The sequence below is a fragment of the Kitasatospora sp. NPDC002543 genome, assembly GCF_053594915.1.
Window position 1 is genome coordinate 46946 of sequence record NZ_JBSFWR010000040.1, and the last position, 19954, is coordinate 66899.

At 72.0% G+C, this 19954-nt stretch carries 18 protein-coding genes; 9 read left to right on the forward strand and 9 right to left on the reverse strand.

Annotation, left to right across the window (positions count from 1 at the left end; translation table 11 throughout):
- Positions 1-51: 51 nt before the first annotated feature.
- The 4 genes from ACWD4P_RS18935 to ACWD4P_RS18950 all read right to left on the reverse strand — a co-directional run bounded on the left by ACWD4P_RS18935 (position 52) and on the right by ACWD4P_RS18950 (position 5276).
- A complete protein-coding gene (locus ACWD4P_RS18935; RefSeq protein WP_449780329.1) occupies positions 52-1635 on the reverse strand; it encodes an NCS1 family nucleobase:cation symporter-1 in 1584 nt (527 codons plus the stop codon).
- A gap of 112 nt (positions 1636-1747) precedes the next feature.
- A complete protein-coding gene (locus ACWD4P_RS18940) occupies positions 1748-2761 on the reverse strand; it encodes a TIGR03842 family LLM class F420-dependent oxidoreductase (RefSeq protein ID WP_449780330.1) in 1014 nt (337 codons plus the stop codon).
- A gap of 212 nt (positions 2762-2973) precedes the next feature.
- On the reverse strand, positions 2974-4422 hold the full coding sequence (gene hydA, locus ACWD4P_RS18945; protein ID WP_359824883.1) for a dihydropyrimidinase: 1449 nt from the start codon (positions 4420-4422) through the stop codon (positions 2974-2976).
- Positions 4423-4433: 11 nt separating this feature from the next.
- A complete protein-coding gene (locus ACWD4P_RS18950) occupies positions 4434-5276 on the reverse strand; it encodes a nitrilase-related carbon-nitrogen hydrolase (RefSeq protein ID WP_449780331.1) in 843 nt (280 codons plus the stop codon).
- Between the two features lie 427 nt (positions 5277-5703).
- On the opposite strand from ACWD4P_RS18950, the gene ACWD4P_RS18955 reads away from it, so the two are divergent.
- The 9 genes from ACWD4P_RS18955 (at position 5704) to ACWD4P_RS18995 (ending at position 14095) form a co-directional block, all read left to right on the forward strand.
- Positions 5704-5781: a putative leader peptide gene (locus ACWD4P_RS18955; protein WP_107086570.1), complete on the forward strand. Its 78-nt coding sequence runs from the start codon at positions 5704-5706 to the stop codon at positions 5779-5781.
- 193 nt (positions 5782-5974) lie between these two features.
- Positions 5975-6571, forward strand: coding sequence for a cysteine dioxygenase (locus ACWD4P_RS18960; protein WP_449780332.1), 597 nt, complete (start codon positions 5975-5977; stop codon positions 6569-6571).
- A complete protein-coding gene (locus ACWD4P_RS18965; protein ID WP_359824876.1) occupies positions 6565-6951 on the forward strand; it encodes a rhodanese-like domain-containing protein in 387 nt (128 codons plus the stop codon). Before ACWD4P_RS18960 ends, ACWD4P_RS18965 begins: the two co-directional genes overlap by 7 nt.
- Positions 6952-7165: 214 nt before the next feature.
- A complete protein-coding gene (locus ACWD4P_RS18970; protein ID WP_449780333.1) occupies positions 7166-8380 on the forward strand; it encodes an ABC transporter ATP-binding protein in 1215 nt (404 codons plus the stop codon).
- Positions 8370-9038 carry an ABC transporter permease gene (locus ACWD4P_RS18975; protein ID WP_359824872.1) on the forward strand — a complete coding sequence of 223 codons (669 nt, stop codon included), beginning with the start codon at positions 8370-8372 and terminating at the stop codon, positions 9036-9038. Before ACWD4P_RS18970 ends, ACWD4P_RS18975 begins: the two co-directional genes overlap by 11 nt.
- Complete coding sequence (locus ACWD4P_RS18980) at positions 9035-9712, forward strand: ABC transporter permease (RefSeq protein WP_359824871.1); 678 nt, start codon at positions 9035-9037, stop codon at positions 9710-9712. The genes ACWD4P_RS18975 and ACWD4P_RS18980 overlap by 4 nt, the downstream gene beginning before the upstream one ends.
- A 43-nt stretch (positions 9713-9755) precedes the next feature.
- Positions 9756-10694, forward strand: coding sequence for an ABC transporter substrate-binding protein (locus ACWD4P_RS18985; RefSeq protein WP_449780334.1), 939 nt, complete (start codon positions 9756-9758; stop codon positions 10692-10694).
- A 188-nt stretch (positions 10695-10882) separates the two neighbouring features.
- The gene (locus ACWD4P_RS18990) at positions 10883-11464 is read left to right on the forward strand and encodes a hypothetical protein (protein WP_449780335.1); all 582 of its coding nucleotides are present in this window, start codon (positions 10883-10885) and stop codon (positions 11462-11464) included.
- A 573-nt stretch (positions 11465-12037) separates the two neighbouring features.
- Positions 12038-14095: a glycosyl hydrolase family 18 protein gene (locus tag ACWD4P_RS18995; protein WP_449780336.1), complete on the forward strand. Its 2058-nt coding sequence runs from the start codon at positions 12038-12040 to the stop codon at positions 14093-14095.
- Between the two features lie 143 nt (positions 14096-14238).
- Here ACWD4P_RS18995 and ACWD4P_RS19000 read toward each other — a convergent pair whose 3' ends face one another.
- The 5 genes from ACWD4P_RS19000 to ACWD4P_RS19020 form a co-directional block, all read right to left on the reverse strand.
- Positions 14239-15609: a multidrug effflux MFS transporter gene (locus ACWD4P_RS19000; RefSeq protein WP_449780337.1), complete on the reverse strand. Its 1371-nt coding sequence runs from the start codon at positions 15607-15609 to the stop codon at positions 14239-14241.
- Between the two features lie 259 nt (positions 15610-15868).
- A complete protein-coding gene (locus ACWD4P_RS19005; RefSeq protein WP_359827671.1) occupies positions 15869-16351 on the reverse strand; it encodes a hypothetical protein in 483 nt (160 codons plus the stop codon).
- Between the two features lie 478 nt (positions 16352-16829).
- Entirely contained in the window at positions 16830-17708 is an 879-nt protein-coding gene (locus ACWD4P_RS19010; RefSeq protein ID WP_449780338.1) for an alkaline phosphatase family protein, read from the reverse strand.
- A gap of 251 nt (positions 17709-17959) precedes the next feature.
- Positions 17960-18355: an ADP-ribosylation/crystallin J1 gene (locus tag ACWD4P_RS19015; RefSeq protein ID WP_449780339.1), complete on the reverse strand. Its 396-nt coding sequence runs from the start codon at positions 18353-18355 to the stop codon at positions 17960-17962.
- Positions 18356-18452: 97 nt separating this feature from the next.
- On the reverse strand, positions 18453-19640 hold the full coding sequence (locus tag ACWD4P_RS19020; protein ID WP_449780340.1) for an acyl-CoA dehydrogenase family protein: 1188 nt from the start codon (positions 19638-19640) through the stop codon (positions 18453-18455).
- Between the last annotated feature and the right edge of the window lie 314 nt (positions 19641-19954).

Consider the following 19954-nt stretch of genomic DNA (forward strand, 5'->3'; position numbering starts at 1 on the left):
CAGCGAACAACCGACGGCAGACAGATAACAGATGACAGATTTCGAAATCTGTCATCTGTCACCCGCCCTCCCGTCAGCCCTCCCCCTCCCCCTCCGCCCCGCGCCCCTCCCGAACACCGCGCTCAGCCCCAGGTACACCACGGCCGCCGACGTCAGACCGACGGCCCAGCCGTAGTCGGCGAGCGGCTTGAGGGCGGGGATCAGGCCGTCCGCCGGGAACGGCCCCTGTTGCGCGCCGCCGGCGTCGACGGTCGAGTACGAGCCGCCGACGGCCAGTACGCCGCCGACCAGCAGCGCCGCAACGGCCCGCCAGTTCCACCCCGCCGCGTACCAGTACGCGCCGCCGGGGCGGTAGAGCTCGGCGAGTCGGAGACGGGTGCGGCGCAGCACCCAGTAGTCGGAGATCAGCACCCCGCCGACCGTACCGAGCAGACCACCGACCACGCCCAGCCAGGTGAAGATGTACACGTGCGGATCGGAGATCAGCCGCCACGGGAAGATCACGATCCCGACCACCCCGGTGATCAACGCACCGGTCCGGAAGGTGACGAAGCGGGGCAGTAGGTTCGCGAGGTCGTACGCGGGCGAGACGACATTGGCGGCGATGTTCACCGACAGCGTCGCCACCAGCACGGTCAGCAGCGCGAACAGGATGCCGACCGGGTTCTCCATCTTGGCGGCCAGCTGGATCGGATCCCACACCGGCACCCCGTAGACCGCCTCGGAGCCCGAGGTGACCAGCACGGACAGGAACGCGAAGAGCGTCATCGTGGTCGGCAGGCCCAGCGCCTGCCCGCGGATCTGGGCCCGCTGGCTGCCCCCGAAGCGGGTGAAGTCGGGGATGTTCAACGAGAGCGTGGACCAGAACCCGATCATGCCCATCAGGGCCGGGAAGAAGACCTGCCAGAAGCCGCTGCCCCACCCAAGCCTGGACGGCTGGTCGAGCAGCGGCCCGAGCCCGCCCGCCTTGACGGTGATCCACACCAGCAACGCGAGCGCACCGACGATGACGAACGGTGCCGCCCAGTTCTCGAACCGCCGCAGCGCCTCCATTCCCCGCGCGATGATGGCCATCTCGATCAGCCAGAACAGCAGGAACGAGAGCCACTGCGTCCACGGGTAGCCGCCGAACTCACCGGCCGTGCGCCAGGATTCGCCGAAGAGCTTGCCCGCCAGCAGGAAGATGCCCTCCCCGCCGATCCAGGTCTGGATGCCGAACCAGGCGCAGGCCACCGCCGCCCGCAGCAGGGCGGGCAGATTGGCGCCGCGCAGCCCGAAGGAGGCACGGGCGAAGACCGGGAACGGGATGCCGTACTTGGTGCCGGCATGACCGGTGAGCAGCATCGGGACCAGCACGACGAGGTTGGCGAGCGCGATCGTCAGCACCGCCTGCTTCCAGTCCATGCCGAGCGTGACCAGACCCGAAGCCAGCGTCCAGGACGGGATGTTGTGGGCCATGCCGACCCAGAGGGCGAGGAAGTTGTACGTGGTCCAGGTGCGTCGCGCCACCGGGACCGGCCGCAGGTCGTCGCTCGTGAAGCCGTTGGGGGGCAGCTCCCCGGCGGCCGGGTCGAGTTCGACCCGCCCGTCGGGATGGTACCACTGTCTGCCGCCGCTGGTCGCGGTGTCGGGCATGGGCAACTCCCGTCCGCCGCGAGCGGATCCCGCGGCTGAGCTCAGGTCGGTTTCGCCGGCACAGGTTTCACAGGCGCGGGTTTCACAGGCCCGGGTGTCACAGGCACGGGTGTCACAGGTGCGGGATGACGTCCGTCCCGTACGCGTCGATGGTGGACTCGATGGCGTCGTGCATGGCGTAGACGGCGAACTGGTCGACGCCGAGCGAGCGGAGCTCCGCGAGCCGGTTCCGCTGGACCTCCGCCGGTCCGATCAGGCAGAAGCGGTCGACGATCCCGTCCGGGACGAAGGCCGTGTCCGGGTTGCCGGCCCGCCCGTGGTGGCTGTAGTCGTAGCCCTGGCGGTCCTTGATGTAGTCGGTGAGCGCCTCCGGCACCAGGTCCGAGTGCTCGCCGTAGTGGCTGACCAGGTCGGCCACGTGGTTGCCGACCATCCCTCCGAACCAGCGGCACTGCTCCCGGGCGTGGGCGAGCGCCTCGGGCGAGTCGTCGGCCGTGACGTAGGCCGGGGCGGCGACGCAGATCGTGACGGACTCCGGGTCCCGGCCGGCCTCGACGGCGGCGGACCGCACCGCCTTGACCATGAACTCGGTGAGGTAGGGGTCGGCCAACTGCAGGATGAATCCGTCGGCCTGACGTCCGGTCAGGTTCAACGCCTTGGGGCCGTAGGCCCCCATCCAGATCGGCAGGGAGGCGCCGGCCCGGACCCACGGCAGGTGCATCTCGGTGCCGTCCACCTCGGCGGTTCGCCCCTCGGCCAACTCCTTGATGGCATGCATGGCTTCGGAGAGCCGGGCGAGGGTGGCGGGGCGCCGTCCGGCGACCCTCATCGCCGAGTCGCCGCGGCCGATGCCGCAGACGGTCCGGTTGCCGTACATGTCGTTGAGCGTGGCGAACGTGGAGGCGGTCACCTCCCAGGTGCGGGTGGAGGGGTTGGTGACCATCGGCCCCACGGTCATCCGCTCGGTCTCGGCGAGGATCCGGCTGTAGACGACGAAGGGCTCCTGCCACAGCACGCAGGAGTCGAAGGTCCAGCCGTGGCTGAACCCGGCCCGTTCGGCGCGGATCATCCGGTCGATGAGCAGCCGGGCGGGCGGGTCGGTCTGGAGGACGAGGCCGATGTCCATGAGGGGCTCCAGGTAGGGGATTTGTACGCCGCGACCCGGTCGCCGGTCGGCACGGAGCGGCGGGCACCGCGAGCGGTGCCCGGGCAGCGACCGGGCGGCGACCGAACCACGACCGCGTGACCACCGAGCGAAAGGCGAGCAGAGGGCGAACGGCGACCGGGCGGCGGCAGGCGGACGGCGACGAGCGGAGGGTGTGTGCAGCGGGAGGAGGGTCAGACCAGGTACTGGCAGGTGTCCCGGCGCAGGAAGGTCCCGTGGCCGGCCCGGCCGAGCCAGTGGCCGTCGTCCAGCACGACGGTGCCACGCGACATCACCGTCCGTGCCCGGCCGGTGAGTCGGCGGCCCTCGTAGGCCGAGTAGTCCACGTTCATGTGGTGGGTCGCGGCGGAGACGGTCTGCACCGCGGCCGGATCGTAGACCACCAGGTCGGCGTCGGCGCCCGGCGCGATGGTGCCCTTGCGCGGGTGCAGGCCGAACATCCGGGCCGGCGTGGTGCAGGCGATCTCGACCCAGCGGCGTCTGCTGATGTGCCCGTCCACCACGGCCTGGTGGAGCAGGTCCATCCGGTTCTCCACGCCCGGCAGGCCGTTGGGGATCTTCGAGAAGTCGCCCCGGCCCAGCTCCTTCTGGCCGACGAAGCAGAACGGGCAGTGGTCGGTGGAGACGACCTGGAGGTCGTTGGTCCGCAGCCCGCGCCAGAGCGCCTCCTGGTGCTCGCGCGGCCTGAGCGGCGTGCTGCACACGTACTTGGCGCCCTCGAAGCCGTCGGCGCCCTCCTCGGCGAGGTTGTCGGTGGAGAGGAAGAGGTACTGCGGGCAGGTCTCGCCGAAGACGTTGAGGCCGGCGTCCCGGGCCCGGGTGAGTTCCGCGAGCGCGGCGGCCGCGGAGACGTGCACCACGTAGAGCGGGCTGCCGGCCACCTGGGCGAGCTTGATCGCCCGGTGGGTGGCCTCGGCCTCCAGCAGTTCGCGGCGGACCTCGCCGTGGTAGCGGGGCGCGGTCCGGCCGGCGGCGAGCGCCTGTTCGACCAGGACGTCGATGGCGATGCCGTTCTCCGCGTGCATCATGATCAGCCCGCCGTTGGCGGCGCCGCGCTGCATGGCCCGCAGGATGCGGCCGTCGTCGCTGTAGAAGACGCCGGGGTAGGCCATGAAGAGCTTGAAGGAGGTGGACTCGCCGGAGTCCACGAGGGCGTCCATCTCCTTCAGCACGGCGTCGTTGACGTCGGAGACGATGGTGTGGAAGGCGTAGTCGACGGCGCAGTTGCCCTCGGCCTTGGCGTGCCACGCGTCCAGTCCCTCGCGCAGCGAGCCGCCGACCGGCTGGACGGCGAAGTCCACGATGGTGGTGGTGCCGCCCCAGGCGGCGGCCCGGGTGCCGGTCTCGAAGGTGTCGGAGGCCGCGGTGCCGCCGAACGGCAGCTCCATGTGGGTGTGGGCGTCGACGCCGCCCGGGATGACGTAGTGGCCGGTGGCGTCGATGACGGTGTCGGCGGTCCAGGCCTCGGCGGCGGAGCTGCCGGTGGCGGCGAGGGCGGCGACGCGCTCGCCCTCGATCAGGACGTCGGCGTGGAGTTCCTCGGTCGCGGTGATGACGAGGCCGCCGCGGACGACAGTGCGCCGGTGCGGGTCGCGGGTGGCGCTCACCTCGCTGGTGGTCATCTCGCTGCTCCTCACGCCTCGGCGAGCGGTCCGTAGGCGTCGGGGCGGCGGTCGCGGTAGAACGCCCACTGCTGGCGGACCTCTTCGATCAGGCCGAGGTCGAGGTCGCGGACGACGAGCTCCTCCTCCTTGTCGGAGGCGACGTCGCCGACGAACTGGCCGCGCGGGTCCACGAAGTAGGAGGTGCCGTAGAAGTCGTTGTCGCCGTACTCCTCGGTGCCGACGCGGTTGATCGCGGCGACGAAGTACTCGTTGGCGACGGCGGCCGCGGGCTGTTCGAGCTGCCAGAGGTAGCCGGACAGTCCGCGGCTGGTCGCGGAGGGGTTGTAGACGATCTGCGCGCCGGCCAGGCCCAGGGCGCGCCAGCCCTCGGGGAAGTGGCGGTCGTAGCAGATGTAGACGCCGACCTTGCCGACGGCGGTGTCGAACACGGGCCAGCCGAGGTTTCCGGGCTTGAAGTAGTACTTCTCCCAGAAGCCCTTGACCTGCGGGATGTGGTGCTTGCGGTACTTGCCGAGGTAGCTGCCGTCGGCGTCGATGACGGCGGCGGTGTTGTAGTAGACGCCGGTCTGCTCCTCCTCGTAGACCGGGACGACCATCACCAGTCCGAGTTCGCGGGCGAGGTCCCGCATCCGGCGCACGGTCGGGCCGTCGGGGACGGCCTCGGCCCAGCGGTAGTGCTCGGCCTCCTGGACCTGACAGAAGTACGGGGAGTTGAAGACCTCCTGGAAGCCGATGATCTTCGCTCCCTGGGCGGCGGCCTCTCGGGCGTACCGCTCGTGGAGGGCGACCATGCTCTCCTGGTCACCGGTCCAGCGGGTCTGGACGAGCGCGGCACGGACGATCTGCGACATGGGTACCTCCGCAACTCCGCGGCCCGGCCTGGCGGTCGGACCCGCGGTCTGAGGGTTGACGGGGCGGGTCTCGTCTGCGGGTCCGCTCGGGGAACCGCAGGGTCTACGTGCGTAGAAAGCGATCTTTAGACGGTAGGGCCGGCCTCGGTGGCCTGACAATACGTCGGCGGAAACACGTCTCGGGCGATCTCGTTGCGCGGACACGCGGGCGGCCCCGGGTTGCGGTCCCGGGGCGCGGTCCTTGGGGCGAGGTCCCCGGGTGGGATGAGAAGCTGATCTACCCCGGGAGTCGCTCTCTTACGCGTTCGGGGTGAAAGCGGGCACCCTGGACGCGCACCCGACGGGCGCCCGACGGTCACCCCGACGGGCGCCCGCCGCCGTCGACCCGGCTTGACTTCCTCCGGTTCGCTCGGGAAGGATCCGGCGCATGGACTCCGGCGCCACTCTGGTTTGCCGCCTGCACGTCGATCTGCGACGCCAGGCGAGTTCCATCTGTGCCTGTTGACCTTGATCTCCCCCGCCGGTCCCGCCCTGTGACGTCTGCCAGGGCCCAGGCCGCGTACCCGTACCCGCAGTCCTGATCCCGCCCCCGCCCCGGCGCACCCGCGCGTGCCGGGCCGCTCCGCCGGCCCGCGCCCGTCCGCCGCCGGACACCGGGCGCTTCCACCGACGTTCCCGCCGCACCCGAGGACGCCCTCATGAGCCCGAGCCCGAGCATCAGCCCCGACACGACCACCACAGCCACCGGCACCGGCACCGGCACCGCCACCGCCAGCGACGCGGTGAGGCCGGCGAGCGCCCCCGAGCCACCACCGACGCCACCCGCCGGGGACACTCCGGCGCCGCTCACCCCGAGCACCCTGCGGACCATCGTCCGCGAGCTGGCCGAGCGGCCCGAGCAGTGGATCCACCACGTCCGCCTCTCCACCGAGGAGCGCTGGTACCGTCGCCTGGCCGCGGACGAGGACCACGAGGTGTGGCTGATCAGCTGGCTGCCCGGTCAGTCCACCGGCTTCCACGACCACGGCGGCTCGCGCGGCGCCTTCACCGTCGCCCTCGGCGAGTTGGAGGAGCTGTCCCTCGGCGGGCCCGAGCAGGGCCTGCTGATCCGCCGGGTGCCGGCCGGCACCACCCGCGCCTTCGGCCCTGAGTACGTGCACGACGTGCGCAACACCGCCGTCGGCCCCGCCGTCACGCTGCACGCCTACTCGCCGCCGCTGAGTTCGATGGCGCACTACGACCTGCGGGCCGGCGGGCTCGTCCGCACCTCCGAGGAAGGACCGGAACAGTGGTGACCACGATCGACGACCTGGTGGAGCGGGCCCGGGAGGGCGTCCACCGACCGCGAGCCCGCGAGGCGTACCAGTCCCAGGTGGACGGAGCGCTGCTGGTGGACATCCGTCCGGCGGCGCAGCGGGCCGCCGAGGGGGAGATCCCCGGCTCACTGATCATCGAGCGCAACGTGCTGGAGTGGAGGCTCGATCCGACGGGCAGTCACCGGATCCCCGAGGCCTCGGGCTACGACGTCGAGGTGATCGTGGTCTGCTCCGAGGGCTACGCCTCCAGCCTGGCCGCCGCTTCCCTGCGCGAGCTGGGACTTCACCGGGCGACCGATCTGGACGGCGGTTTCGTCGCCTGGGCGGCCTCCGGTCTGCCGACCCGTCAGGGCGGCTGAGACCACAGTCGCACCGCGTGCCGGGGCGGTAAATCAAGGACAGGAGATGATGCAGGTCATAGTCTGATCAGAGTTTCCGCCGGTCCAAAGCTGGGCAGCCACGCGGGCGGAAGTACGCCCGGGCGCTTGAAACCGCCGCCATCGAACGACCCGACCGAACGACCGAACGACCCAGGCGCCGCCTCCCCGGGGCGCCCTGACGAGGAAACTCCACGTGATCAGATTCGAGGGCGCGGGAAAGCGCCACCCCGACGGCACCGTCGCGGTCGAGGGCCTGGACCTGGAGGTCCCGACCGGTCGGATAACCGTCCTGGTCGGACCCTCCGGCTGCGGAAAGACCACCCTGCTGCGCATGGTCAACCGGATGGTCGAGCCCACCTCGGGCCGGGTCCTGCTGGACGACACCGACGTCGCGGACCTGGAACCCGCCAAGCTGCGCCGCGGCATCGGGTACGTGATCCAGCAGGCCGGACTCTTCCCGCACCGCAAGGTGATCGACAACATCGCCACCGTCCCCTACCTGCTCGGCTGGGACCGCAAGAAGGCCCGCGCCCGCGCCGCCGAACTGCTCGAACTGGTCGGGCTCGCGCCCGAGACCGCCAAGCGGTACCCGTTCCAGCTGTCCGGCGGCCAGCAGCAGCGGGTCGGCGTGGCGCGCGCGCTGGCCGCCGACCCGCCGGTCCTGCTGATGGACGAGCCGTTCAGCGCCGTCGACCCGGTGGTGCGGGCCGGGCTCCAGGAGGAGCTGCTGCGGCTCCAGTCCGAGCTGCACAAGACCGTGCTGTTCGTCACCCACGACATCGAGGAGGCCGTCCGGCTCGGCGACCAGGTGGTGGTGCTCCGCGAGCACGGCCGGATCGCCCAGCTGGCCGATCCGCACACCCTGCTCACCACGCCCGCCGACGAGGGCGTGGCCGCCTTCCTCGGGCGCGACCGAGGCCTTCGGGGCCTCGGCCTGCGCCCCGCGAGCACCGTCATGCTCCGCCCGGTGGCCGATGGACTCCGCTACGGGGACTGGGAGTTGGCCGTGGACGACGATCGGCGCCCGATCGGCTGGATCGACCGCGACGCCGTCACCGCCGAACTGCAGCCGGCGGCCGGATTCCGTCCGGACGCCGACACCCTGCGCACCGCCCTGGACGCCGCTGTGCTCTCCCCCTCCGGGGTCGCGGTCGCGCTGGACGCCGACGGCCGGGTCACCGGCACCGCGAGCCGCGAGGCCGTCCTCGCCGCACTGCGGCCCGACGGCTGGAGCGGAGCCACCGGTACCAGCGGTACCACCGGCATCACGGGCACGAGCGGCACCAAGGGCTTGGGCGGCACCGGCACCACCGGCAGCACCGGCGGCACCGACGGAACGAGCGGCACGGACGAAACGGGCGGCACCGACGGAACGAGCGACACGGACGGAGCCGACGGTGGACGATGAACCGATCGTCCGCTGGTACTGGATCGGCGACCACCTCGGCTACCTCGGCAACCTGCTCGCCGACCACGCCCTGATCGCCCTCGTCCCCGTGCTCATCGGCCTGCTGCTGGCCGTCCCGCTCGGCCTCGCCTGCGCCCGCTATCCCCGGCTCTACCAGCCGCTCTCCGCCGTGTTCAACATCGTCTACGCGCTGCCCTCGCTGGCCGTGTTCGTGGTACTGATCCCGTACACCGGCCTCGCCACCCAGGCGACCGTGATGATCCCGCTCACGTTCTACGCCCTCGCCGTACTGCTGCCGACCACCGTGGACGGGCTTCGCGCCGTCCCGGACGCCGTCCGGCAGGCCGCCACCGCGATGGGGTACGGGCCGTGGCACCGGCTGGCCTCGGTCGAGCTGCCCGCCGCCGTGCCGTACCTGATCGCCGGGCTGCGGGTGGCGGCGGTGTCCAGCATCTCGCTGGCCAGCGTCGGCGCGCTGGTCGGCCGCGGCGGACTCGGCTACCTGTTCGTCGACGGCTTCCAGCGCACCTTCCCGACCCCGATCGTGGCCGGCATCGTGCTGATCGCCGTCCTCGCACTGGCCGTCGACGTGGTGCTGGTGGCCGCCCGGCGGCTGCTGGCGCCCTGGGCCGTCCGGGAGAAGGGGGCCGGTTCGTGAACTGGTGGAACTGGCTGAGCGACTTCTTCACCTCCCCGGAGCACCGCAGCGGGCCGGACTCGATCGTGCACCGGGTCTCCGAGCACCTGCTGTTCTCCGGCGAGGCCCTGCTGTTCGCGGCGCTGCTGGCCGTGCCGCTCGGGCTGCTGATCGGCTACACCGGGCGCGGCGTCACCGTGGTGACCGCGCTCGCGGGCGCGGCCCGCGCCCTGCCCACCCTCGGGCTGGTGACGCTGGCGGTGCTGCTCGCCGGGGTCGGCGACACCGCCGTACTGATCCCGCTGGTCGCGCTCGCCGCGCCGCCGCTGCTGGTGGCCGCCGTCGAGGGGGTGCGCGGCACCGACCCGGACGTCCGGGACGCCGCGCGCGGCATCGGGTTGACCCACCCCCAGGTGCTGCGGCAGGTCTGCCTGCCCTCGGCCGCGCCGACCCTGCTCGCGGGTTTCCGCACCGCGACCGTGCAGGTGATCGCGACCGCCACGGTGGCGGCCTACGTCGGGCTGGGCGGCCTCGGCCGCTACGTCATCGACGGGCTGGCGACCCGCCAGTACGCCGTGACCGTGGGCGGCGCCCTGCTGGTGGTGCTGCTCGCGGTCGCCGCCCAGCTGTTCTTCGCTCTGCTCGCCCGGTTCGCGCTCCCGCCCGGGGTGCGCGCCCAGCAGCGGCCCCACTGACCCGTCTCCCCTCCCGTTCCGTTCCGGAAGGAAATCTGTCACCATGTCGACAATCAACCGAAGCCGTCGCGTCGTCGTGCTCGGCACCCTCGCCGCGCTCGCCCTCGGCGCCACCGCCTGCGGCTCCTCCGGCGGCAACCCGCTGGACGGGGGTGCGAGCGCCTCGGCCCCGGCGGGCGGCGCGGGCGGCTCCGGATCGACCGTGGTGGTCGGCTCGGCGAACTTCCCGGAGAACGTCCTGCTGGGGTCGATCTACTCGCAGGCGCTCAAGGCCAAGGGCGTCAAGGTCCAGGAGAAGTTCAACATCGGCAGCCGCGAGGTGCTCTACGGGCAGCTGCAGAGCGGCAACCTGACCGTCCTGCCGGAGTACAACGGCTCTCTGCTCGCCTACCTGGACGCCAAGTCCACCGCCGTCACCACCCAGGACGTCGACGCGGCGCTCGCCAAGACGCTGCCCGCCCCACTGGGCATCCTCGAGTCCTCCCCGGCCGAGGACAAGGACTCGCTCAGCGTCACCCAGGAGACCTCCGACAAGGACAACATCAAGAGCATCGCGGACCTCGCCGCCAAGGCCGGCGAGTTCACCATCGGCGGGCCGCCAGAGTTCAAGAGCCGCCGCGAGCAGCAGCTCAAGGACGTCTACGGGCTGACCTTCAAGGAGTGGAAGCCCACCGGCGACGCCACCGCGAACGCGCTCAAGGACGGCAGCATCCAGGTCGGCAACGTGTTCACCACCGACCCGAAGATCGCCCAGTACAAGCTCGTCCCGCTGGCCGACCCGAAGAACATCTTCGGTGCCCAGAACGTCACCCCCCTGGTGTACAAGGCGGGCGTGGACGCGACCGCGACGGCGGCGCTCAACGCCGTGTCGGCCAAGCTCGACACGGCCGGGCTGATGGCGCTGATGAAGCGGGTGTCGGTGGACAAGGAGGACCCGTCGGCGGTCGCCAAGGACTGGCTGAAGTCCAACGGCCTCGGCTGACCTGCGGCCCGGCTCGGCTCGGCGACGCGGTTCGGCTCGGCGACGCGGCTCGGCGCGGCGGCTCGGAGGAAGCTCCTCCGGGCCGCCGTCCGCCGTTTCCGACCCCTCTTCGGGCCCTCTTCGGATCCTCTTCCGGCCGCCGGAGGGGCCTTCCCTTTCGCGCCGCGAACATGACAGTCTTGGGCGCCATGCGCACTCGACTCCTCGCCGCCACCCTCACGGCACTCGCCGCGGTGAGCCTCGCTGCCTGCTCCAGCTCCGGATCGGGCTCGGGCAAGGCCACCTCCGCGGCCGGCTCCCCCGCCACCTCCTCCTCCACGGCCGCCACCGCGACCCCCTCCGGCGCCGCCACCACGCCCGCGGCACCGGCGCCGGACTCGGCCGCGCCGACCGCCGCCCCCACGGCCGACGGTGCCACCGACGCCCCTGCCCCCGACGCCGGCACCCCGGGAGCCCCCGCACCGGCCAAGCCCGCCCCGCCCGCCGACGCCGGGCTGCCGGCCAAACCGGGGAGCGACCTGACGGCCAAGCTGGTCTCCGCGCTGGACGCGATCGACCCGGCCATCGTCGGCGGCAAGCCGGACCAAGCCGTGGACCGGGCCCGCAACCAGTGCCAGTCGATCTACCAGTTCCCCAAGGACAAGCAGAAGTTGGCCGAGCTGGCCGACCAGCGCTTCACCTCGGCCGACCACCCGAAGGGCTTCGGGCCGGACACCGCCGCGAAGATCAACGAGGCGCTGCTCGCCACACTCTGCCCGCCGTCCCGCTGATCCTCCCGCGGGCCCACAGGCCCACAGGCCCGCCGACCCGGCCCGCTCGTTCGCAGGCCCGCCGACCCGGCCCGCGGATCGACGGATCGACGGCACCATGAACTGCCCGGTGTCCTGAGCGCCGGGCCGCCGTGGCCGCGCCCCTTTCCGGGTGCGCGGCCACGGTCTTCTCGTTTCCGGCGCCCACCCCGACGGGGCCCGCGCGCCGCCCCGCCCTTCTCCGCCGACCACGCGCCCCTTCCACCAGCGGGCCGTATGCTGACGAACTGTTAGGTCTCTTGACAGACCAGTGGTCTAGTCCAAACATAAGCATGTCGATCCGACCGGGATGCACTGTGGGGGTGTGACCACCGGCGGCTGAGGCACTGCCCTGCCATGTTCCGATCCACCCCCGCTCCGTACGGCGCGCGCATCCGCACGCCGCCCGCGTCCACGCGAGTCGGTGGGCCTTCGCACGCCCGCACTCCCGATATCCGACCCGGTCCCGGGTCCCCGGCCGACCCCACACGGCCGCCTGCCCGGACCGGCCGAAGATCCCCAACGTCCTGCCCCACCAAGTCTGTTGGAGAATCCATGCGCCTCCGCCGAACAGTCCAGGCCGTCTTGACGGCCTGCGCCACGCTGGCCGCCTCGGCCGGCCTGGTCGCCGCCGGGACGAGCTCCGCCCAGGCCGCCACCCCGCTTCCCAGCCGGGTCTTCGCCCCTTACTTCGAGTCCTGGACCGGTCAGAGCCCGGCCCAGCTTGCCGCGCAGTCCGGCGCCAAGCACCTGACCATGGCGTTCCTCCAGGCCGCCACGAAGGGCTCCTGCACGCCGTACTGGAACGGCGACTCCTCGAAGCCGGTGTCCTCCTCCATCTTCGGCGCCGACATCGCGACGATCCGCGCCAACGGCGGGGACGTCATCCCGTCCTTCGGCGGCTACACCGCCGACAACACCGGCACCGAGATCGCCGACAGCTGCACCGATGTCAACCAGATCGCGGCCGCGTTCCAGAACGTGATCACCACCTACGACGTCAGCCGGATCGACCTCGACATCGAGGACAACTCCCTGACCAACACCGCCGGGATCGACCGCCGCAACAAGGCGATCAAGATCGTGCAGGACTGGGCCGCCGCCAACGGGCGGAACATCCAGTTCTCCTACACGCTGCCCACCACCACCTCCGGGCTGGCCAGCAGCGGGCTCGCGGTGCTGAAGAACGCGGTCAGCAACAACGCGCGGATCGACGTCGTCAACATGATGACCTTCGACTACTACGACAACGCCGCCCACGACATGGCGGCCGACACCCAGACCTCCGCGCAGGGCCTCTACAACCAGCTCGCCAAGCTCTACCCGTCCAAGACCCCGGCCCAGCTGTGGGGTTCGATCGGGATCACCGAGATGATCGGTGTCGACGACTTCGGCCCGGCCGAGACGTTCACCGTGGCCAACGCCACCACCGTGTACAACTGGGCGGTCTCCAAGGGCATCAACACGCTGTCCTTCTGGGCGCTCCAGCGCGACAACGGCGGCTGCCCGGGCACGGCCGGCAACGACAACTGCTCCGGGATCGCCCAGAACACCTGGGACTTCACCCACATCTTCTCGCCGTTCACCAGCGGCTCGACGGTGAACAACGACTTCTCGGTGTCGGTCAGCCCCAACTCCGCCACGGTCGCGGCAGGTTCGTCCACCTCGGCCACCGTCGCGACGGCCGTGACGGCGGGCTCGGCGCAGAGCGTCAACCTCACGGTCAGCGGCGCCCCGGCCGGCGTCACCGCCACCGTCACTCCCGGCAGCGTCACCGCCGGCAGCAGCGCCACGCTCAACATCTCCACCACCTCCTCGGTGGCGCCCGGGAGTTACCCGATCACCGTCACCGGCGCGGCGGCCTCCGGCAGTCACACCAGCACCTTCACGCTGAACGTCACCGGCACCCAGCCCGGCAACGACTTCTCGGTCGCCGTGAACCCGACCTCCGGCACGGTCGCGGTCGGCGCGTCCACCTCCGCCACCATCACGACGGCGGTCACCGCGGGCTCGGCGCAGAACCTCAACCTCTCGGTCATCAGCGTCCCGACCGTCGGCATCAACGCCACCGTCACCCCCGGCAGCGTCACCGCCGGCAACAGCGCCACGCTCAACATCAGCGCCACCTCGGCCGCGACTCCCGGTACCTACCAGCTGGGTATCCAGGCCACCGGGGCCTCCGGCAGCCACATCGCGTCCTACACGCTGACCGTCACCGGGAGCGGACCGACGACCGGCCTGGTCAACGGTGACCTGGAGAGCGGCAGCCTCGCCCCGTGGACCTGCCAGAGCGGCGGCGCCGTGGTCTCCACCCCGGTCCACGCCGGCAGCAAGGCCCTCCAGGCCGCGGCCACCGCCAGCCAGACCGGCGAGTGCGCGCAGACCGTCACGCTGAAGCCCAACACCAGCTACACCCTGAGCGGTTGGGTGCAGGGCAACTACGCCTACGTCGGTGTCAGCGGCGGCGCCACGGCCAGCGCCTGGACCAGCTCCTCCGGCTGGACCAAGCTGTCCGTCCCCTTCACCACCGGCGCCAACGGCACCGTCTCCGTGTACCTGCACGGCTGGTACGGCCAGGGCAACGTGTACGGGGACGACTTCTCCATCGCCTGATTCCGCCTCGGGCGAAGACTGACGCCTGACGGCTGACGACCGGCGCCTGACGGCTGACGGCTGACGAACAACGGATGACAGCTGACAGATGATGAAATCTGTCAGCTGTCATCCGTCTTCTGTCCGCTGTCGGACGCCCGCCGTCAGATGCCCGCCGTCCGCATCCGCTCCGGCCGGCACAGCGCCAGGTACGCCACCGTCGCCAGCACTCCGCAGACCAGGACCACCAGCGCCAGCAGCACCGCCGACGGCTGACCACCGAGGCTGCTCAGCGGCGCGACCACCGCGCCGCACAGGAAGTTGCCCGTCCCGAGCAACGCCGACGCCGTACCCGCCACCTGCGGCTCGACCAGACCGAGCGCCTGGGCGGCGGTGTTCGGCAGCAGCACGCCCAGGCTGCCCATCATCACGAACAGCGGCGGGCAGAACCCGGCCAGCCCGAAGTCCCACACCGTCGTCAGCAGCACCAGCGCCACCCCGGCGGCGACCGCCGCCGCGAGGCTGCCCAGCATCAGCGACCGCTGCGTGAAACGCGGCGCCAGCAGCCGCCCGTTCACCTGGGTCATCACCACGATCGAGAACGAGTTCAGCCCGAACAGCAGGCTGTAGGTCTGCGGCGAGACCTGGTACACGTGCTGGAGCACCGTCGAGGACCCGCTGATGTAGCCGAACAGCGCCCCGAACGCGAGGGAGCTGGTCAGCGCCAACCCCAGGAACGGCAGGTTGCGCAGCAGCCGCCCCATCGTCCGCAGGGCCGCGCCCACCCCGCCGCGGTCCCTGGTCTCCGGCGGCAGCGTCTCGCGCAGCACCCCGAACGAGACCAGGGTGAGCAGCAGTCCGAGCGCCGTGAGGACGCCGAAGGTCCCGCGCCACGAGGTGAACCGCATCAGCTGCGCGCCGACGATCGGGGCGAGGATCGGCGCCAACCCGGATATCAGGGCGATCGAGGCGAGGAAGCGCAGCAGCGCGACGCCCTGGAAGCGGTCCCGGGAGACGGCGCGTCCGATCACCAGCCCGGCGGAGCCGGCCGCGCCCTGGACGAACCGGGCGGCGATCAGCACGGTCAGGTTCGGCGCGAAGACGCACACCACGCTCGACAGGGTGTAGAGGACGAGCCCCGCGAGCAGCGGCGGGCGGCGCCCGTAGCGGTCACTGAGCGGGCCGAAGAGCAGCTGCCCGGCCGCGACCCCGAACATCGAGAAGGTCAGGGTGAGCTGGACGGCGGCCGGCTGGGCGACCAGGTCCTCGGCGATCGCGGGCAGACCCGGCAGGTAGAGGTCGGTGGTGAGCGGGCCGAGCGCGGTGAGGCCGCCGAGGGCGGCGATCACGGCCCAGCCGGGACGGGCCCGACCGGCGGCGGGTGCGGCAACGGATCCGGGGGCGGGTGCGGCGACGGATCCGGGGGCGGGTGCGGCGACGGATCCGGGGGCGGGTGCGGCGACGGATCTGGGGGCGGCTGTGGGGGCGGCAGCGGTCGACGTGTCGCTGGTGGGGCCGACGGTCGGGCCGGGCATGGTTCTCCTCGCGGGCGGGTGACGTGGGGTTCGTTCGCGCTCCGTCCTATCGCAGCACGGCGCGGTTCCGACAGCGGGGGTACGTGCTGTCCGGTCGTGCGCGCGCGTCCGGGCGGCTCGCGCACCGCCCGCGTCCGGCCCTCGTACGGCGGCCCCGCCCACCGGCACCGGCCCGCGCACGACGGCGGCCCGCCCGCACCTCACGGTGCCGGCGGGCCGTTCCGGTCCACGGGTCGGCGCCCGGGGGCGCCCGTCGGGCTCAGTGCTTGGCGACGTGTTCGGCGCGCAGCGCCGCCTGCACCGCCGCGCCGTCCTGCCACGCGTAGAGCTGGTTGCCGGTCAGTGCCACGTTGTAGTGCCCGCAGGTGCCGGTGGCCTTGGTCGCGACGTTCTCGGGGAACCAGCCGGCCTTGAGGGACTCCGGCACCGGGTGCGCGCTCTTGCCAGGCAGCCCGGCGGTGCAGCCGACGGGCAGCCGCCCCTCCGGGAGGGTGGCGCGCAGCAGGCGGTCGTCGCCCTTGGTGGACATCAGGTACTTCACCCCGGAGGCGTCGTCGGGCAGCCAGGCCGGCATCGTCCGGCGGTCGGCCTTGGCCTGGGTGCCGGTCTCGTACGAGCCCTGCTGCTGATGGCGCCCGTCGTACCAGTCGGACACCCGCGGGCCGATTGCCACGGCTGCCACGGCGACGGCCATGCCGGTGCCCGCGACTCCCAGCGCGACCTTGCTCACGATGCCCTTCATGCCCGTCTGCCCTCTCCGTGTCGTGACCGGTGCGGCCGTTGCCGCTCGTCTCCGCACAACCATCGTGGCCCGCCCCGACCCGTCGGATCGTCACCACCAGGTCGCGATCTTGTCTCCGACCCACGGGGTACCTTCTCCACCTTCAGGCGTACGGCCGTGGGCGGGGACCCTGAGACCTTCGGGTTCCGGGGCCTCGGGTTCCGGAACCCGAGGGGTCCGGACCCGTCGGGCAGCGGGCCCTCGGACCCCGGTGCGTGCCGCTCCGGCGCTCAGGTTGGCACGCCCGGGTCGAGCACGGCCCGAGCCCCGATCGAGCTTTGCTCAAGCCCGGCAACGGCGCAGCCCGGCCTGCTGCACTCGGGGCACCGGAGGCTCACCCGAGCCAGGGCCGAGGCGCCGACGCGGACCGCCCGCACTCGGATCGCTCCCGCTCCGACCGCCCCCGACCGGTCCGCCCGCCTCCGGGACCGCCGGTGTCTCAGACCGTCGCGGGGACCGGCCTGGCGACCGGGAACGGGCGGCCGTCGAGGGTCCAGTGCGGGTCGATCGGGCGCAGCAGCGAGGCGTACACATGCGCGGCGACGTCCGGGTGGCGGATCTCGCCGGTGGGCGGGCCGGCCGGGATGCCGTGCCCGGCGCAGGCGACCCAGGCCGTCCGCTCCTCGGCCGTACGGCCGCCGTGGCCGCCGGCGTCCACGTGCCCGTGGTCGGTGACGACGATGACCGTCCACTGCTCCTCGGCGTGGGTCGCCCGGCCGCGGACGGCGTCGAGGAGGCGGCCGAGGCGTTCGTCGGCCGTGCGCATGGACGCCCGGTACTCGTCGCCGCAGCCCAGGAAGTGGGCGGTCTCGTCGACGGCCCCGAGGTAGACGAAGGAGGCCTCGGGGTCGGCGGTGCCGAGGACGTGGACGGCCTCCCGAGTGACCTCCTCGTCCACGGCCTCCCAGGCCTCCGGGGTGTCCTCGGCGGGGGCCACGTAGGAGAGCCGGCCGGGAGCGCGGAACAGCGGGCCGCCGGACTCGTTGATCATCAGCGGGTCCCAGCCCGCCGCGACGAAGGTGCGGCGGCGGTCGCCCCGGGCGAGGCGGGTGGCGAAGTCGGGGAACACGTCGAGCCGGTTGCCGCCCAGGTGGTTGCCCCAGACCCCGTGCTTGGCGGGCTCGACCCCGGTCACGATGGTGGCCCAGCACGGCCCGGACATGGTGGGCGTGCCGTCCGCGACGGTGACCGGCACCAGGAACCCCGCCTCGGCGACCTCCCGCAGGCGCGGCATCGGCACCTGTTCCAGGTAGTCGTGGCGGACACCGTCGATCCCGACGACGAGCACGCGGGGGCGGGGCCACTGGGCAGCGGACATGGGGGTTCCTTTCGGTCGTGCGCACCCGGCCGCGCCCGCCGAGGGCGCCGCCGACCGCGCCATGGTTCACCGACCGCCGTACCGGATGGTGTCCCTCCGCCCAATGCCGGGTGTCCGCGAGGTGTCGGACCGGCGCCGGGGCCCGGCCCGCCGAGCGGGTGGGCGCGACGGGCTACGGGTCCAGGTTCAAGTTCAGGTCCAGGTCCAGGTCCAGGTCCGGGTCCGGGTCCTGGCCCGCTCAGCGCGTCCGCTCAGGGCTGCCGGTGCGCCCCTGGCTGCGGACGGAACTCGTGGACGACCTCGATGCGGCCGACGATGTGCCGGTTGAACTCGTCCAACTCTTCGGCCGGCACCCAGAGTTCGAGGATCGTCCGACCTCCCGCCCGCTGGACGGGGTAACGGGCGAGGAAGGCGGTGTCGACCTCGAAGCGGGTGACGTAGCCGACGCCGGAGGCGGGCACGTTCCAGTCCCGGGCGATCCGGATCGCGTAGTCCTCGTTGAGGACGGGGTAGAAGATCGGCTGCTCGGGCAGACGGGGCGGCCAGGCGCGCCGGTCGGCGGCCTCGACCAGGGCCAGCTCCTGCGGGCCGGTGGGGCGCCAGAGGGTGGTGGTCGGGGGCGGCGTCGGGACGGATCGGCTGGTCATGGCGGGGACGGTAACCGGGCCTCGAAGGACCCGGCCACCGGTTTTCCCCGGCCGGAACGGCCGCAGGAGCGGCCGGGTGAGGGTGGACGGCGGCCCGTCAGCGATAGGCGGACTCGCCGGTGATGGCCTCGCCGAGGACCAGCGTGTGGATCTCGCTGGTGCCCTCGTAGGTGAGCACCGACTCCAGGTTGTTGGCGTGCCGCAGCACCGGGTACTCGGTCGTGATCCCGTTGGCGCCGAGGACGGTCCGGGCACTGCGGGCGATCTCCAGCGCGGTGCGGACGTTGTTGAGCTTGCCGAAGCTGACGTGCGGCGGACGGGCCGCGCCCTCCTCCTTGAGCCGACCGATCCGCAGCGCCACCAGGTACGCCTTCTCGACCTCCAGCATCATCTCGACCAGCTTCTGCTGGGTCAGCTGGAAGCCCGCGATCGGACGGTCGAACTGGATCCGGGTCCTGGCGTAGTCCAGGGCAGCGGTGTAGCAGTCACGGGCGGCCCCGACGGTGCCCCAGAGGATGCCGTAGCGGGCCTCGTTGAGGGAGGAGAGCGGCCCGCGCAGGCCGACCACCCCGGGCAGCACCGCGTCGGCGGGCAGCAGCACCTCGTCGAAGGCCAGCTCGCTGGTGACGGAGGCGCGCAGCGAGAGCTTGCCGTGCACGTCGGTGGCGGTCAGGCCGCGGGTGCCGCGTTCGACCAGGAAGCCGCGCACGCCTTCCTCGGTCTGCGCCCAGACCACGGCGACGTCGGCGATGCCGCCGTTGGTGATCCACATCTTGCTGCCGGACAGCACCCAGTCGCCGCCCTCACCGCCCTTGCGCACCGCCCGGGTCCGCATGTTGGCCGGGTCCGAACCGAAGTCCGGCTCGGTGAGGCCGAAGCAGCCGATCAGTTCGCCGGCGGCCATGCCGGGCAGCCAGCGCTGCTTCTGCTCCTCGGAGCCGAAGGCGTGGATCGAGCGCATGGCGAGCGAGCCCTGGACGGAGACGAAGCTGCGCAGCCCGGAGTCGGCCGCCTCCAGCTCCATGCAGGCCACCCCGTACGCCACCGCGTCGGCGCCCGCGCAGCCGTAGCCGTCGAGGTGCATGCCGAGCACGCCCAGGGCCCCCAGCTCGGGGGCGAGTTCGCGGGCCGGGAAGACCCCGCGCTCGAACCAGTCGCCGATGTGCGGGCGGATGCGCTCCTCGGTGAACCGGCGGACGGTGTCGCGGACCAGCCGCTCCTCGTCGGAGAGCAGGTCGCCGACGGCGAGGAGGTCGGACGGGTCGATCCGGGTCGGCTTCGTCATTGAAGCTCCTTGTACTCTCGGCGGAATATCGGCGAGTATTCCGCACCCGGTGGGACGGTGCGCGGCCGCGAACGAGTGAGGATGGCGACACGTCCGACGTCGGGTGCGCGGTCGGCGGGCGGGTGACAGTCGACAGATAACAGATGACAGATTTCAAACTTTGAACTCTGAACACTGAAACTTGAACGCTGTCGCCTGTCGGCCGTCGGCCGTCACCCCACTCCGCAGAGCCGCAGCACCGCCGTCGTCGCCGCGCCCGCGGCGACACAAAGGTTCACAACACTGAACAACAAACAAAAAAATAATAAAATAGT